The 15,460-nt window shown below is 47.2% G+C and carries 12 protein-coding genes and 1 pseudogene; 5 read left to right on the plus strand and 8 right to left on the minus strand.

Translation table 11 applies throughout. From position 1 onward, the window contains the following. A partial coding sequence (locus tag GT355_RS16420; RefSeq protein WP_240145862.1) for an ISH3 family transposase occupies positions 1-1,083 on the minus strand: 1,083 nt, incomplete at its 3' end. Positions 1,084-1,156: 73 nt separating this feature from the next. Between GT355_RS16420 and GT355_RS16425 the strand changes: the two are divergent. Beyond that, positions 1,157-2,119 (plus strand): annotated as a pseudogene (locus GT355_RS16425) (heavy metal translocating P-type ATPase); the annotation flags it as partial. 552 nt (positions 2,120-2,671) lie between these two features. Here GT355_RS16425 and GT355_RS16430 read toward each other — a convergent pair. From GT355_RS16430 to GT355_RS16440, 3 genes are all read right to left on the minus strand, one after another. After that, on the minus strand, positions 2,672-2,953 hold the full coding sequence (locus tag GT355_RS16430; protein WP_160135622.1) for a DUF7521 family protein: 282 nt from the start codon (positions 2,951-2,953) through the stop codon (positions 2,672-2,674). Continuing rightward, entirely contained in the window at positions 2,950-3,327 is a 378-nt protein-coding gene (locus tag GT355_RS16435) for a winged helix-turn-helix domain-containing protein (RefSeq protein ID WP_160135623.1), read from the minus strand. The genes GT355_RS16430 and GT355_RS16435 overlap by 4 nt, the downstream gene beginning before the upstream one ends. A gap of 464 nt (positions 3,328-3,791) precedes the next feature. After that, positions 3,792-4,763 (minus strand): transcription initiation factor IIB, encoded by a 972-nt coding sequence (locus GT355_RS16440; protein WP_160135646.1) that lies wholly within the window; start codon positions 4,761-4,763, stop codon positions 3,792-3,794. A 713-nt stretch (positions 4,764-5,476) separates the two neighbouring features. Here GT355_RS16440 and GT355_RS16445 point away from each other — a divergent pair. Continuing rightward, positions 5,477-5,695, plus strand: a complete 219-nt coding sequence (locus GT355_RS16445) for a hypothetical protein (protein ID WP_160135624.1) — start codon at positions 5,477-5,479, stop codon at positions 5,693-5,695. Positions 5,696-5,887: 192 nt separating this feature from the next. On the opposite strand, the gene GT355_RS16450 is transcribed toward GT355_RS16445, so the two are convergent. From GT355_RS16450 to GT355_RS16460, 3 genes are all read right to left on the minus strand, one after another. After that, positions 5,888-6,301: a DUF7520 family protein gene (locus tag GT355_RS16450; protein WP_338036200.1), complete on the minus strand. Its 414-nt coding sequence runs from the start codon at positions 6,299-6,301 to the stop codon at positions 5,888-5,890. A 133-nt stretch (positions 6,302-6,434) separates the two neighbouring features. Beyond that, positions 6,435-7,373, minus strand: coding sequence for a DUF106 domain-containing protein (locus GT355_RS16455; protein WP_160135625.1), 939 nt, complete (start codon positions 7,371-7,373; stop codon positions 6,435-6,437). Between the two features lie 209 nt (positions 7,374-7,582). Further along, positions 7,583-8,971 (minus strand): aryl-sulfate sulfotransferase, encoded by a 1,389-nt coding sequence (locus tag GT355_RS16460; RefSeq protein ID WP_160135626.1) that lies wholly within the window; start codon positions 8,969-8,971, stop codon positions 7,583-7,585. Between the two features lie 847 nt (positions 8,972-9,818). Here GT355_RS16460 and GT355_RS18110 point away from each other — a divergent pair. Then, the gene (locus tag GT355_RS18110; protein WP_192928040.1) at positions 9,819-10,112 is read left to right on the plus strand and encodes a DUF7996 family protein; all 294 of its coding nucleotides are present in this window, start codon (positions 9,819-9,821) and stop codon (positions 10,110-10,112) included. Between the two features lie 767 nt (positions 10,113-10,879). On the opposite strand, the gene GT355_RS16470 is transcribed toward GT355_RS18110, so the two are convergent. Further along, complete coding sequence (locus tag GT355_RS16470) at positions 10,880-12,202, minus strand: arylsulfotransferase family protein (protein ID WP_160135627.1); 1,323 nt, start codon at positions 12,200-12,202, stop codon at positions 10,880-10,882. A gap of 168 nt (positions 12,203-12,370) precedes the next feature. Between GT355_RS16470 and GT355_RS16475 the strand changes: the two genes are divergently transcribed. Continuing rightward, positions 12,371-13,093 (plus strand): CPBP family intramembrane glutamic endopeptidase, encoded by a 723-nt coding sequence (locus GT355_RS16475; RefSeq protein ID WP_160135628.1) that lies wholly within the window; start codon positions 12,371-12,373, stop codon positions 13,091-13,093. A gap of 124 nt (positions 13,094-13,217) precedes the next feature. Next, complete coding sequence (locus GT355_RS16480) at positions 13,218-15,437, plus strand: heavy metal translocating P-type ATPase (protein WP_160135629.1); 2,220 nt, start codon at positions 13,218-13,220, stop codon at positions 15,435-15,437. Positions 15,438-15,460: the final 23 nt, after the last annotated feature.

Below are 15,460 nucleotides of genomic sequence, written 5' to 3' on the forward strand. Positions count from 1 at the left end.
TTTGGTCCACTCACAGAAGGTGTTGAACGTGAATCGATTCGGGAGGTCGCGCCCGCCTCGGCGCGGGCGGGCGACGACCGCCCATCGAAGCACTACCCAGAGGTTCTTCAGCAGGAAGCTCACGACGACGTACAGCACCCGCACCGCAACATCCTGCGTTGTCGTGACGGCACGAGCTTGGCGGAATAGTCGGTAGCCGGTTTCGATGGCTGAACGCTTTCGATAGAGTTGCTCGATCTGTTTCGGCCTGCGGTCGGTCAGACCGCAGGCCGCGTAGCCTCGCACGACCTCGCCGCTCTTGCCGCGATCACCGTTCTGATAGGAGATACAGACCGCGAGCGGGAACGTCAGTTCCCGCTTGCGGCCTTTGTACATCGTGTAACTGTCCCACTTCGAGACGGACGTCTCGAGTTTCTGCTTGAGCCGGTCGCCCTTCGGGACGACCGGCACGACAACTGGCGCTTGCTGTCGTGCGCTGCGAAGAACGCGCTCGATGTAGAAGCCGCGATCAGCAAGGTAGACATCGGTCTCGAAGGGAAACGAGCCGACGTGGTCGAGGACGCGCTCGACCGCGTCGGCGGTGGGTTCGTCGCTGCGGACCTTCGTGAGAGCAAGCGTGAGTCGCTTGCCGGTCGTGAGCGTGAAGGCGGTGCAGTAGCGATGGCACGTCGTTGTTCCGTCAGTAGCTTTCATCCGACAGAGTTCGCCTTCCTCGTCGTCGAAGGTGCCGTGATAGGGGTTGTCGACGAAATCCAAGAGGACGGTCCTCGACCGTGAAAGGTCGAGGACCTCCGTGGCCTGATCAGCGAGGAGTTCGTTGGCGGCCGCTTCGATATCGTCTTGATCGACGGTATGGAGCCACTCTCGGACGGCATCGTCGCAGGGAGTCTCGTCCGTCTGGGAACAGATTTCCCAGACGGACGTCTGGCCGACAGCAGCACGGGCGACGACAGGCCAGATATCGCCGGGATCGAGGGGCGAACCCTCGATCCCTGGGAGCGGAAGATCGCTAATCTGGTCGTGGGCTAGTTCTTTGGCGTCGGTGGCAGAAAGGCGATCGTCTGGCTGAGTCGGGTCGAACACACTCCCTCAACCAGACATCTTCCTCAATCAGAGCAATGATTCAGCCTGCCGCAGATACGATTGGGAAGTACCGATAGTTCCTCTAAACGAGAACACCGAGGAGAATGTACTCCGGTGTGCTCGCGGACTAGAGTCACGGTCAGAGCACCCCATCAGTGAGGCAATTGTCGACCGCGCTGAGCAAGCCGCCGTTCCCGAGCGTAAAGTAGATGAATTTGATAGTATTACGGGAAAAGGCGTCCAAGCGGATCTTGATGGGACGCTTCACTATGCTGGGAAGCCTGGCCTGTTCGAAGAGTTAGGTTTCGATCTAACCCATGCCCACGCAACAACCGACGGCGGCGTCGTTACGAAGAAGAGCCGTCAGGTGTGTGAACAGAACAATTGTGTGGATCTACTTGAAGAAGTTGTTCCTAAGCTACAGTCACAGGGGAAAACAGTCGTACTCGTCGGTACTGAAAACGAAATTGAAGGTATTATCGCTGTAGCCGACGAGATCAGATCTGAAGCTAAACAGACAATTCAGCAGCTTCATGATTCCGGTGTGGAACACATTATAATGTTGACTGGCGATAATGAACGAACTGCTAAAGCTATCGCCGACGAGGTTGGCGTCGATGAGTTCCAAGCAGAACTTCTTCCCGACGAAAAAGTCGAAGCAATGCAGAAGCTGGATGAGTCGTATGATGGGGTTGCAATGGTTGGCGATGGCGTCAACGATGCACCTGCCCTGGCGACGGCGACTGTAGGAATTGCCATGGGTGCTGCTGGTACGGATACGGCTCTCGAAACCGCTGACATTGCGCTCATGAGTGATGATCTCTCAAAGCTACCCTATCTTTATGAACTCGCACACGGTGCTAACAGTGTTATCCGACAGAACATTTGGGCAAGCCTTGCAGCGAAAGCTATCCTTGCAGTAGCCGTTCCATTCGGCTACGTCCCAATATGGCTGGCAGTGCTCGCTGGTGATGCAGGAATGACGCTTGGAGTTACAGGGAATGCAATGCGTCTTTCCCGGCTCGACCCTCGGTAATCTCATTGAGGGGGCGCACAGTCCTCAGTTTCTAATGGGGGAAAAACAGCTACTCTCTCCAAGCAGGGAGCAAGGATACAGAGATAAGTATCAAATATCTAAAAATGCACGATAGGATGCGAGGGGATGTTGACGCCTCGATAATAGGACACGCTGTGGAAATCAGCAGTTACTCATCTCCGATATGGGCTGGTATCGGGGTCTCCATTCTCATTAGAGGTTATTCGCCAATTTTCATCGTATTTCCCTTGGCGGGACTTGGAGGGCTTATACTCTCTATTGGGATAAGTCGCCACTCAAAAACGGGTTTCACGTTAGTTGCATGGCCAGTTCCCGAAAAGCGTGTTGAACAAGTCACGTCCGCCATTGCATACAATTCAACGCTTCTACTAGGAGTAGTAGTCGCCGTGATTTCCTGGCTTGTAGCTAATTCATGGTATTGGGGAACACTGTTCGCTTTGATTACTCCAATATGGTTTCTTCGTCATCTCCAGTTCTTTGTCTATGAGATATGATACGTAAGACTCCGATATTCATTTTAGAGGGAAGGTCTCATTCTTCTAGATGTAGAGAATATATTATTATTGAGAACCCAACAACAGTCAAAACGCTATTAATGAGAACGCCTGCCTGGAATGAGACTCCAAGTGCTTGGTGGGCAATCCCTGCAGAGAGAGCTCCAGTAGTGACAACTCCGAATCCAAACGCAAGAGCGCGTAATGAGGAGGCTTTCGTCCGCAAATATGCTTTGTAAGCAATGTACGTAATGGCACCACCAAGAACGACTATTATTGATTTGAGAGTGAATATAGCCAACGTTTCGACTTGACTCATAGTTCCTCACCCATTGTCGACCACATATCTGCTAGTCGGTGGTTTGCAGGACGTTTTGGCCGGCTCATTTCCACATCTAATTTGCCATTCTCTAAGGTGAAAATGCGAATGTCTGTGAAATTTCGTTGGTAGCGTGTGATTCTACCGCGATCTTGATGAACGGTATGGATCTCTCTTAGAAGAGTAGCACTGCTTAAGAGGTCTAATTTGCGATACAGAGTTGAAATCGGGATGTCTTTGTTCTCTGCGATTTCTTTTGCGGTCATTGGTGACGTTGTTTCTTCAAGGATGGCTTGACTATCGGGATCGCCCAGCGCTTCAAGGATTTGTTCAATCGTTGGATTGTCCTCATCACTCTCTCGCTTAGTTCCCATTGTCTGGTTTCAGCATCCAGTTGACGGTGAGTAGTTGATTCTATCCACTTCTTTTATAGAATATGCCTTTGTAGAAACAGTATGTAGTTTTTGCCAAGTAGATATGCCAAAAATGCGGTTTTCCTCGTAACTCAAGTAGAAGGCGAATTTCCCTGGCCAATACCTATCAGCGAATTCAGGATTCAACTGAATTCACCAATGAGCCTTGCTCTCCCGCGTTCAGTAAGTCGGTAATGGCCTCGTTTGCAAGAATGGATATCTCCTGTTTTGTACAACCGGGAGCAAATTCGGTCTACGGAGAGAGGATGTTTACCTAATTCCTCCGCAATTCTCCTCACATGTAATGGACCCTCTACACCAAGTATCTCGAGTATCTGGAGTTCGTTCTGATTTTTATTCATAGGTAATCCACTGCCGCTTTATGAGAAATAGATAACTGAATCCCTTCTCGGTTTTGCTGAAACTCAACTTTCGTTCCTCTCTAGGTATATCTTCAGTAACTCATGATAGCGGTCACGAATAGTTACATGGCTGACTTTCGATTCATTACTTATCGTTTCCTGAGTGAACTCTTCGCCAGAAAGCTGTGAGGCCGAATAGAGGGCCGCAGCTGCGAGGCCAGCTGGTTTTTTTCCGCTCAAGATATTTGCTCTTTTACCAGTCTTGAGTATTTCTCTCGCTAAGTTCTCCGTCTCTTCTGTTGCATCAAGGCCTGAAGCGAATTGTCTGATATACTGCATGGGGTCTGCTGGCTGAATTTGAAGACCAAGTTGACGTGAGAGATATCGATAGGCTCGCTGAATTGGAAGTTGCGGGACGCGACTAACTGCCGCACACTCTGACAGCGTTCGAGGTGTGTTATGTTGGCGAGCTGCAGCATATAGGCTAGCTGTCGCCATTGCTTCGATAGAACGCCCTGGAAGAAGACCCTCACTAACAGCTCGCCGATAAATAACACCAGTGGTTTCTTTGACAGGATCAATGAGTCCAAGTGCTGAGGACATCCGTCTAATTTCGTTGAAAGCTTGCTTTAGGTTTCTGTCTTGGGCATTTTTAGTCCGGAATCGGTTGTCCCACTTTCGGAGTCGATGCATCTGTGTTCGTTTTTCCGCAGAGAGCTGTTTCCCGTAGGCATCTTTGTTTTGCCACCCTATTGTAGTACTTAGTCCCCGGTCATGCAAAAGGGGGCTGAGAGGAGCTCCGACACGATTTCTTCGATCTTTTTCATCGGCATAAAAGGACCGCCATTCGGGTCCACGATCAATAGCTTCCTGTGTAAGAACAAGCCCACACTGTTGGCACCTCGTTTCTCCATGTTCTGAGTCGTGCATAGTCTTCCCTCCACACTCAGGGCACAGTGTTTCCTGAGATGGGTGAGAGAATTTCTCTTTGTTAGTACTGCCTTCTTCGGATTGACTAAGTTTGTTCCTGACCATGGTCATCCAACTGTATTTTGCCTTTGACTGGCTCGCGTCCACTCCAGTACCTACTTACCTCAAAAATGGTTCATCCCCAGGTTGAATGAGCGCTGACCTTATTCCCGTTTTGTGAGAATCGCCCTAAATGGGGCTCTGAGAAAATTGTCTTCAGAACATTCTCTTGCTCGCATATCTATGCTTCTGAGATGCCAATGAGATCATCAGATGTGAGAAAGAATATCGGAATGACGTCGTATCGGTACAATTACAGAGAGATAATTGGTTCAATATGCGTCGCTGTAATCGAAACTGAGCTTCTGCTGGTGCCAATTTGGTTAGGACACGCTGTTTTCTTCTCTTCGAATGCTCCCCAAATTTCTCTCCATATATGGTTCCTTGTTTGTTGGTGGTCTCTCGCATGTTGTATTGGATTAGTACGTGGGTTACGTTCTCTGAGATTGCATAACGCTCCGGTCTCCTCTTCTGGTGCAGCAAGCGCTCTTGCAACTGGACTCACGTGTAATATAGCGACAATTGCAGGAATAATAATCGCTGAAGGAATGTGGATGGTAGCTGGCAGTCCTCCTCTATCAGCGTTTTTTGGAGTTTTGGTTTCTAGCTCGGTTTATATATCTCTCAGATTATAAAATGTTCAAAATCTGCACATCAACAGCACTCTCTGAATACAGCAGTATCCCATGTCTTATTTCACTGGCTTCCCTACCACGAACATGTCGCTAAAGCACCAGCTCTTCGATATACTACTTGCAGGGATAATTGCCGGGCTTTCCACATTCATGATCAGCTTTGTAGCTTTTGAGGCTGCGCTTGCTATCGGACTTGCCCTCGGTAGCATGTATTATTTTTCTCGATACCCATGGGGATCTCAAGATGGTGAAAAATACAACGAACTTATTGACGAATTCTACGCAAAATATTTCCCCTTTTGATATCGGGTAATAGAGATAATCTGGTTCTGTTTGTGAGTTAGACTCTTGGGAACAGGCATGGGACTACATCCATGGTCCCTGGTGTCATAGGGGTTAGTGATAAGTCGTAGTGGAAAATTGATTATTTTGCATGACTATTTGGTGGGTGATTTATTGCTATCGCTACAAGTAATGGGGATGTCTACTTATACGCTAATCCATATCATAGTGCTGCGAGACATAATTTACAAGCAAAAGCATGACACCTAACCCAACTCCAAGTGTTCCCATCCCATACACTGCGAGTCCACTAGGCGTCGGCTGGAGAGTGAAAAGGAAAAACAGTGATACTGGCCGGAGAGACTTGATTCCAAGGGAGCCTAATAAGTACCCCCACCCGCCTGCTAGGATAACGACGGCCACATAGATGATAAGTACAACGAATCGGCCCCCATGATCGGTCAGAACCCGCTTTTCTATCGATTCTCCAGACATATTCTCAATCTTCCTCCCCCGAAGGATTAGCCTTTTGTCTACACGCCTCCCCTTGGTCTCTATGCAGAGTAAAGAATTACTCCTCGGAATTTTAACTAGCATCACACTTGTAATGGCAATATTAGCGTTCATACTGGTTATTAGTTAAACTAAGTCAACCTATTGAATGATCTCCAAATGACCCTTTGATACTGAGACGACCGCCAATATTTTAGAGGAGACATCAGCACCGACCAATCTTACTAATTGATTAGTGGCTTCAAAATCAGGTAGGACTAACCTGAAGACCAAGTGATTTTTGTATGACTAGACGGAAGACAAAAGAACAGATTCCGTACCAGACAATCCACGTCTGTAAAGGTCCAGCAATTCCTTCGGTCCATTCAACTTGTCCCAGTAGGGGGAGAACTATGCTACTTTCTGCTACTGCAATATGACTAGTACTTCCACCAACACCGAGCATCCAGTACATCCAAAGAAAAGCAGGTATAGTAATCAACATTATCCAAACCATTGGTCGGAACATCGATTTAAACATTCCTAGCTGATCGCTCATAGCATCCATCTGTTCCTCTTGGATACGCTCTAAAGCAGCATCATCATCACGCTCTCTGGCCTTTTCACGGCGCTTTTGGATACCTCTCATCTTCTCTTGCACTACCCCCATTTTTTCTGTATCCATAAGCCAAGATTGCAGGAAAGTCGAATAAAACCCGGTGAATACTGAGAGTATAATTATCATAACATAAAACGGTAGAATTGAATCTATGGGCCCCATAATAATATCTACCGTACTAGCGATTAGGTTCTGGAGATTTTGGATTTGATAGGCAGGGATAAACGATATAGCAACAAATGCGGCAATTTTGTCATAAATCGACCAGCCTGAACTACTATCCTTATCGTTTCTTTGTATATCTGTGGGCCCATCGTCAAGTAGAGCCTGTATGTCGTTAGGGTTAGAAATTGCAAATCCGTTACCGATCCCGTCATGTAATATTCCAGTCTCAATTAGTCTACCCCATTGACCGCTTGTGAGTTTGTTGTTCACATCGTCCCACGCAACGGTACCTAGCTGGGTCTCCTTAGCTGATGAATTGCTGGTGGCATCTTGTTGAGCTTGTGCAAGTACTACTGAGAGAGCATCTTCAAACTCGCTATTTTCAGCAATTAGCGAGAGTGCAGTCTCCTTAGACTTCGACATTGCTCACTATTGGCAAGTAGTTAGCAGCAACAATTGCGTTTCGATCTAACATTCGTCAGTAAACGGTTCAGGCATCCGAGTATATATCCATCTAAGATCAAATAACCCTATAGCAGCCCACATCAAATTTCGTAGCAATTAAAGTTTATACCAGAATTGCCCAATATAATCCGTTGAAAGATCGAATAGATACTGGGCAACTACAATATTCATTTCTTTCTAACAGCATCCGTAATATAATCCCAAATTTGATATCGTTGATAGGCGCCTTCTCCTATGATCCAAATGATTAGCAATAACAGCGCAATGAGGCAAGTAGTAAATGCCCAAATCGGCATCCAGACTGGTTTGAACCAAGGTGATACGCGTCTCCAACGCTCAGCAAGGTCAGTAACTTGAGACTGTAGCGGAGTATCTGCAGTGGCCGCAACAGTCAGAGCAGGAATAGCAGGTACCCCCTCCACCCCCACCTCATTAGCGCCACTAACCGTCACCGATCCGGTCGCTTCTTGGTCTTGAATAGTGGGGCCCCCAGCCTCATCTCCGTAGGAAAATCGTTCAGCATCGTATGTTGCCCAGGGTACGTATGCCTCCCAGACAACGTCTCCAGTTGGTGTAACCTCAATCACACGGCTATTCATTGTATCTGTAACGAGCGTGTTTCCATTTGGAAGCCGGTCGGCATCACGAGGCCAATTTAAATCGCCGGTCAATGTCCATGTTCGATTCCAATCTCCCGCTCCATCCGGTCCTCCAGTACGTTCGTACTCAACGATCCGGTCGTTTTCCGAGTCAGCAACGAGTATAGTTGGATTACCGTCTTTACTCTCCAGATATGTAGGGTTGTGTTGCTCATTGAGTATTGTATAGTTGTCATCACTACCGAGCTGCATCTCGATCTTCTTTGTTGAACGGTTGATACTAATGACTTGGTCCATATTTCGCACAGATACCAGATACTCCTTGTTGGAAATCTTATCGACGTCATTAACGTGAGTCCAATCTTTTGTACTTACACCGTTATCCGCGTCATCTGGATAGTGGTTCTTAAATCTCCACTCCCAAGTGACATTGCTTGTCGATGTATTATATATGAATACGCTGTCATTGCTTACTGACGTAGTGTCGTAGTTGATGCCTGCAACAAGCAGCTCATCTCCGTTGATCAGATCTATATCATGAATGTCAGAGAGTTTGAATTGTTCAGTCCATACTCGTTGCTGCGTTTTTGGATTGAATTCGTAGACAACGGTTGTCCCACTTTTTGGATTTACAACTAACAGATTCCCGTTGGGCAATGGGTCGACATCATAGAACCAATTCTGAGTGGTTTCTGTTCCATTATATTTCCAATTTACTTCCCCATCAGGGCCAATAGAGACAAGTTGTGCGGGTCTACCTGGGAGCGAGATATTGCGGGCGTTCCAGCCTTGAGTGCTTACAATTGTAGCCGAATCTGAAGTGGTTTCTGCGCCGACTGATATCCGAGTAGGTGCATCGTATGCAAACGTCAGCACCCCGCTGAATAAGAACAGAGACACAACAGATATACCGAGAATTCCTCTCACGAGCCATCGAAGAGTCGGCAATCCACTCATATTCAAAATCGCTCAGCACTCAAGGTAGTCCTTTCGAAGACGCTCCTGACAACCTTCCTTGAAATGATACGTAGGTTATATCCGCTGAAACTCTACCCGATCCCACCACTAGGGCGAATGTCAATATTCTGGCTGCATGGGGAGTAGTGCCTGCTACGAACGAAAAGATATCCCCTGACAATGGATGTGGCGGGGGTTAACCCGCCCGTAAACGTGAGTGGAAACCCGAGAAGATGCGTAGCATCATGATTCGGCTTTGCAAGAACGAATTTAAAGAGTGCAATCACCAGGAGAGTATAGCTTGTGGCTTCGGCTATCTGGATTGGGTGGTGAGAGTTCAATCATGCTCCCGACGTCATTAGTATCTAGCATCGGCTAGTTTCTGGCAGTATATTATCTTTGGAAGTAAGCTGTTCCTTATTCGCTTGGTTGTTTGGAATAATATAAATTTTCTGAATGAAATCTTATCGTAAAATATGGTTTGGACGGCTCTTGGATGAGTCATTTTCGTATTTATAAGTTTCTAGCACACATCCGGAAGAACACAAGTATATTAAATATTCGCCTTCCCGGAGTTGCTATTCGAATACACCGTTTTTGCTAGTCTTTGCCAAATCTATCTCGGGAGTATGACAGGAGGATTGATATTCGTGAAGCAGGAAAGTGGACCGGATGAACGATTTGTGTGAAAGAGGATTCGAATGGGCTTTTGGGAGCATATATCACTTCAAGAATATCAAAACAATAATTGAGACAACGGCACTTGCGCCATCTCGTATCAACAACCAGCAGCAGTAGGCCAGTCACAGATGATATTGATAACAACTGGTTTGTTCAGCCTCTTCCCATGACCGAATTAAGCTCCAGAGTCAGGTTCGCGGTCATACTTACTATAGGTGTTGCTGTGCCAGGAGCACTCGCTTATTTGTTTTCAATGAGTGGGTTCTCTCAGATAGCAACAATTGTCTGGGTTGTAGGATACGGTGGTGCAATTATTGCTATTTGGTATAACTGGATTCGACCTATTGATTTTGAAGAAGGTAACCATGAAGCGAGCGTTGATAAAGAGGATTCATCAAACGACCATCAACCAGCAACAGATAACACCCAGGTAAACACTAACAGTAATAGTGCAGAGTAACGCTTAATAAGAGATACTGCTTAGACTGGATCTCTCCCATCACTTAGATATCAATTGTTTAGTCAATCACGAACTACCTTGCGACATTTAAAGATCAGAAGAAAGAGTTTGAATATATAGCGCAACGAAACCTCATATGTCTTATATTGGACACGCTTCACACGCCAGTCTGTTTGACGAGATTACAATAGATGTTCGCTGCGGACAAGAGTTTATCATACCAAGGCAACCACTACAAATACCAAAAATAGAGCTCCTATTGCCACTACCTTCCAATTTTTGAAGTAGATGGACAACAATTCCATAACTACTAATACAATAGCTACTGCTAGCAAAACAGCCGTCGTAGCCATCATTAGTCGACCAATGAAGCCGATAGTAAAATCCTCTACGGCTAAGAGTTGGAGCGATAAAGGGGGTTACCAGCTCTTGTTCTCTACTATGATGTGAATCCGACCTACACCGGACTCTAACCCAAATTGCCCTGATAATTGTCTTCAAGCCACTTTATCAGTTATCTAACGACCAAATCGCCACTTAGGTCCAAGGGCCCCCCAGTGCTACGAAGCACATCCGCGGACTGTCCATTCCGACAAGTTCAGTTCATGACCAATCTTGGCGGGAGGCTCCTCAAAACGATCACCCTACCCACGTATTCTTTAAGTATTTAGTGGGACACCTCTTTTTCCCGTTTGGGAGTTGTTCTAGTTATGAGATTATTGCTGTGTGAGAATCAACCTGGGTGGCAGATTTTCACTATAGAGGCATTATCTTCGGTATCCACTCACTATTAGCCCCCCTCCAGAGAGCAAAAGAACAGCAGCTATTACTAATAGACCAATATGCCATGGTTGGAACCAAGCTGGTAGTGGAACGATATACGATAGTCCAGCGCGTGCCTGATCAAGTAGCGGCAGTGTTGATTGGGCTGTAGCAGAAGGTGTACTCCCAGAGCTATTCATCCGATCAAGCTGATTACTGCTTAGTAGTTCACCATATGGGAGGCGCTCCGCATCATACGGCCAGATGCCTGTTTCTGCGGTCCAAACAGTTTCTCCGTTCGGTGTAACCTCCACTATACGATTATTGCGTGTGTCAGTGATTAGAGTATTACCGTTTGGGAGTCGATCAGCATCGCGAGGCCAATCGAATCCAATCCCGTTTGCAGAATCTGCTCCCCAAACGACCTCCCAACTTTCGTTCTCTCTATGTAATTCGACGACTCTATCATTCTCGCTATCGGCTACAAGAGTTGTATTCGGCCCAAGAGATTGTGGATTATGCTGGTGGTCCATTGTTTCTGGGTCACCACACAGTACATCGCCTCCACTATCATTGTTGTAATCTGCAAGCCCATTGTTGGCTTTACAATTAGCGTCGTCATTATCCTCAGTATCTTCGTTAATTACGTCAACAACTCCTTCTCCACGCTCAACAACTACAAGCTGGTTAGCGTTGCGGACTGAAACCATATATCGATCAGGGCTAATTCTATCTACATCGTTGATATGGAGCCAATCCGTTTGAGTAGGGTCAGGTGGCGCATCGTATCGTTCACTTCCATTCCACTGCCAAGTCACGCTCCCATTTGGTGCAACAGTGAAGATCCGTTCGTTGTCCATATCGGTCATGAGGATCTCGCCACTCGGCAGCAGATTCGCGTCGTGAACTTCACTATTCAACTTCGTTCGTACTGGGAAAGTCCATTCGCTGATAATGCGTGGCTCTGGATCTGGATCTATAATCCGAAAGCCTGTCCGAGAACATGGTGATTGATATTGTCCACAGGATTGCTGACCCTCAACAATAAAGCCTGTAAGAACTGTTCCATTTTCTAGCATGGTTACATCAAAGTAGTCCACGTTTCCCGCTCCTGTCGTCCAGACTGGGCTGCTATTTGCATTTAACATAGCTACTTGGCCTGCTGCCTGCATCCCTACCAGGGTTTGACCACGTTCAGCCGTACCATTTGAGTCCTCACTACTCAAACTAGGTGCGGTCGCTGCACTCAGTCCAAATGAAACAACAATACCTACGATAGCTATGAGAACCAGTACTATTCCCGTACGCTGGCGAGATGGTAAGCGCATTGAATGATAGAACTGAGCATAGTGTTCGGTATAATTCTACTGATTCGATTCATTTCCTGTAGATAATGATGGTAAATACTCACCACAAATAACACTCAGTAGGTATATTATACTTATTTTTCCGATATCGAAGCTCGTTTGTGGTTGCATCCCCATTTCTGAAACGAAATGAACAAGTTCTCTTTTGAATTTCGATCGATAATCACTGCCATAGTTTTAGCTTTTGGTTCGTATGTAGTGGGGAACGGAATTGTTCTATTGACGATTTCAGGACTCTCTGTGGCAGGAGTTAGTGTCTCAACACGCCCAGCGCTCCGATTACTACTGAGTACAGTGTTGCTACAAGGGATTACTTTTGGTTTGCTTGGCTACCTATATCTCAAAGTCCGCAATTTAGAGTTCTCATTCTTCTCTTTTTCCCTACCTAACTTGCGTGACCTTGGTGTTACCCTTGTAGGTATTATTGGATTGCTCGTCCTGATGACGGGATTCTCACTGATCACTGAATATTTTGGATACGATATAGCTCAGAATCAGATCATCGCTGTAGGTGAACAAAACCCATTAGTCCTTCTCTTACTAATACCTCTTTCATTTTTAGTAGTTGGGCCTGGTGAAGAATTACTATTTAGAGGGATTGTTCAAGGAGCGTTGCGAGAAGCGTTCGATCCTATCCAAACAGTAGTCCTTGCTAGTGCACTGTTTGCCTCTATCCATTTCTTCTCTCTCTCCGGTGAGGGAAAATTTCTATATATTGGATTAGTATTCGTTCTTGCTCTCATCCTTGGAGGGACATATGAATTAACTCAAAATTTGACTGTCCCAGCACTCATTCACGGTGCGTATAACGCAATACAGTTCGCTAGCCTCTACCTCGTCACAACAAGTTGATTATCGTGGAAAACAAACAATTCAGCAACCTCTTGACACACTCATCTGAGCGACTCGTCTGTTAGTATGATTTGCACAGCCATCCTATCTGGACCGAAGACCATCAAACAAAACACTATCCTTTATGACTAACACTGTTCCCGCTCAGACGAATGCGACCTTAACCACTTCAGATAGCAATACCATCACTGAGTACTTCTCAATAAGCGGAATGCATACTCGCGCTTGTGAATCGTATCTTGAGCGGCTTGCTACTGATACTGAAGGTGTACAAGATGCTTCAGCTAGCTATACAACAGAGGTGATGCGCGTTGAGTATGCTTTAGACGAGACCGACCGAGAGACAATTGAGGATAATCTCTCGCAGTGGGGCTATCGTGCATCAGAGCCTACCCCAGGAGAAACAGCGGGGGAACGGAGCGATTTTGATTTTCAACATTTCCGGATGATATTTTCGTTTATTGTCATCTCTTTGGTCTACCTCTTCTACATTGCATTCTTTTACCCAGTCTACCTCGGTATTTTCCCTCGGAATTTCTTGGAAAGCCACATCATCATTGTTGGTCTCTATGGCCCACTGGCTCTGTTCACGACGGTAATTATTTTTGGAGTGGGATTTCCGATCCTCCGCTCAGCATACATCAGTCTCCGAGAGAATCAGTTGACAGTCGATGTTCTCATTTCCCTTTCTGCACTCGTTACGTACAGTTATTCAATCGTCTCACTGGCGTTTTTTGGCCGCTTGTACGTTTTCTTCGACGTCGCGACCACAATTATCGTGGTTGCAACGGTTGGTAACTACATCCGTGCCAAGTACAAACGCCGCGCAGTGAAAGGTCTCGCTGAGCGTCTCAGTGCTACAGAAACACCTGTCCATCGCCTCTCCGAGGACGGAGAGATGGAGTCGGTAGCAGTTGATGACTGCGAGCCTGGGGACCGATTTTTTGTGCGGCCAGGCGAGCAAATACCCCTAGATGGGGTAATCCTGGACGGCCAGGGTACGGTCAACGAAGCACTTGTTACTGGGGAGGCACGTCCACAGCGAAAGCTGCCGGGTGATGAAGTGATTGGAGGGTCAGCTGCCATTGATGGGGCATTTGAAGTGCAAGTCGGCGAGGGCGCAACCAGTACACTCGACCAACTCCGTGACTTGGTTTGGAATCTTCAAGCCGACCAGCTAACTACTGAACGCCTCACGAATCGTATCATAGCAGTCTACACACTCTTCGTAGGCGGTCTCTCCATTGCAACCTTTGTCGCGTGGATTGTTCTAGGAGCAATAGTTGACACGGCTTTCCAGACGGCTCTCACAGTTATCATCGTCGCCTGTCCTATCGCACTGAGTTTAGTGGCACCGCTAGCCATCGGTCGAGGTGTGGCTGTTGCGGCCGATCGCGGAGTCCCGATTCTTGACCAAACGACTCTTGAGCGGATCAGGGATGCTGACGTTATTGCGTTCGACAAGACAGGCACACTTACAACAGGTGAAATGCAGATTGTCGATATTGAAACAACAGAAAACACTGATAAGCTACTTCGTCGAGCAGCGGCAGTCGAATCCTATTCAGCGCATCCGATTGCAGCGGCTATACGAGCGCGTGTCGGAAGTCCTGTGGAGAGCTCTGACTTTGAGCGTTATCAGTACGGAGTCGTGGCAACCGTAGAAGGAATGGAAACAGCAGTCGGAAATCCCGCTCTCTTTAATGAACTCGACTGGGAGTGCCCTCCATCGATTCGGACCACTATCTCGCAGATACGAGAACGCGGTGAGCTGCCAACTGTTGTTGGGTGGGAAGGAAAAGCGGTCGGTGTCATCGCGCTTGCGGATACCCCCCGTGATCGCTGGGAGGACGTAATTGAAGAACTCGATACAGACAATCGACAGATAGTTGTTATAACAGGCGACGACCCGCTCGTCGCTAAACAGTTCGAGAATCATCCCGGAATAGATGAAGTGTACGCCGATGTCTCTCCGGAAGCAAAGGAGGAGATCATCGCGGATCTCAAAAGTGAGGGGACAGTCGCGATGGTAGGAGACGGGACAAACGATGCGCCGGCGCTGGCATCAGCTGATCTAGGCGTTGCAATGGTTTCTGGGAGTGATTTCACAGTCACAGTTGCGGACGCCCTGATAACAGACGATACACTTGCACCGTTTGCTGAGCTGTTTACTATTGCCCAACAGACTCGACGACGATTGTTAGAAAGCCTTGGGCTGGCTCTCGTGACGCCGCTTATTGGGATTCCACTCGCAGTTGCTGGATTCGTGACGCCGGTTGTTGCTGCAGGGTTGATGGCTACAGGAGCAATCCTCGTTCTTGCAAATAGCTATCGCTCACTCTGATTTGACTCAACTTCCGTCTTCTC

The organism is Halococcus salsus, assembly GCF_009900715.1.
Classification (GTDB): domain Archaea; phylum Halobacteriota; class Halobacteria; order Halobacteriales; family Halococcaceae; genus Halococcus; species Halococcus salsus.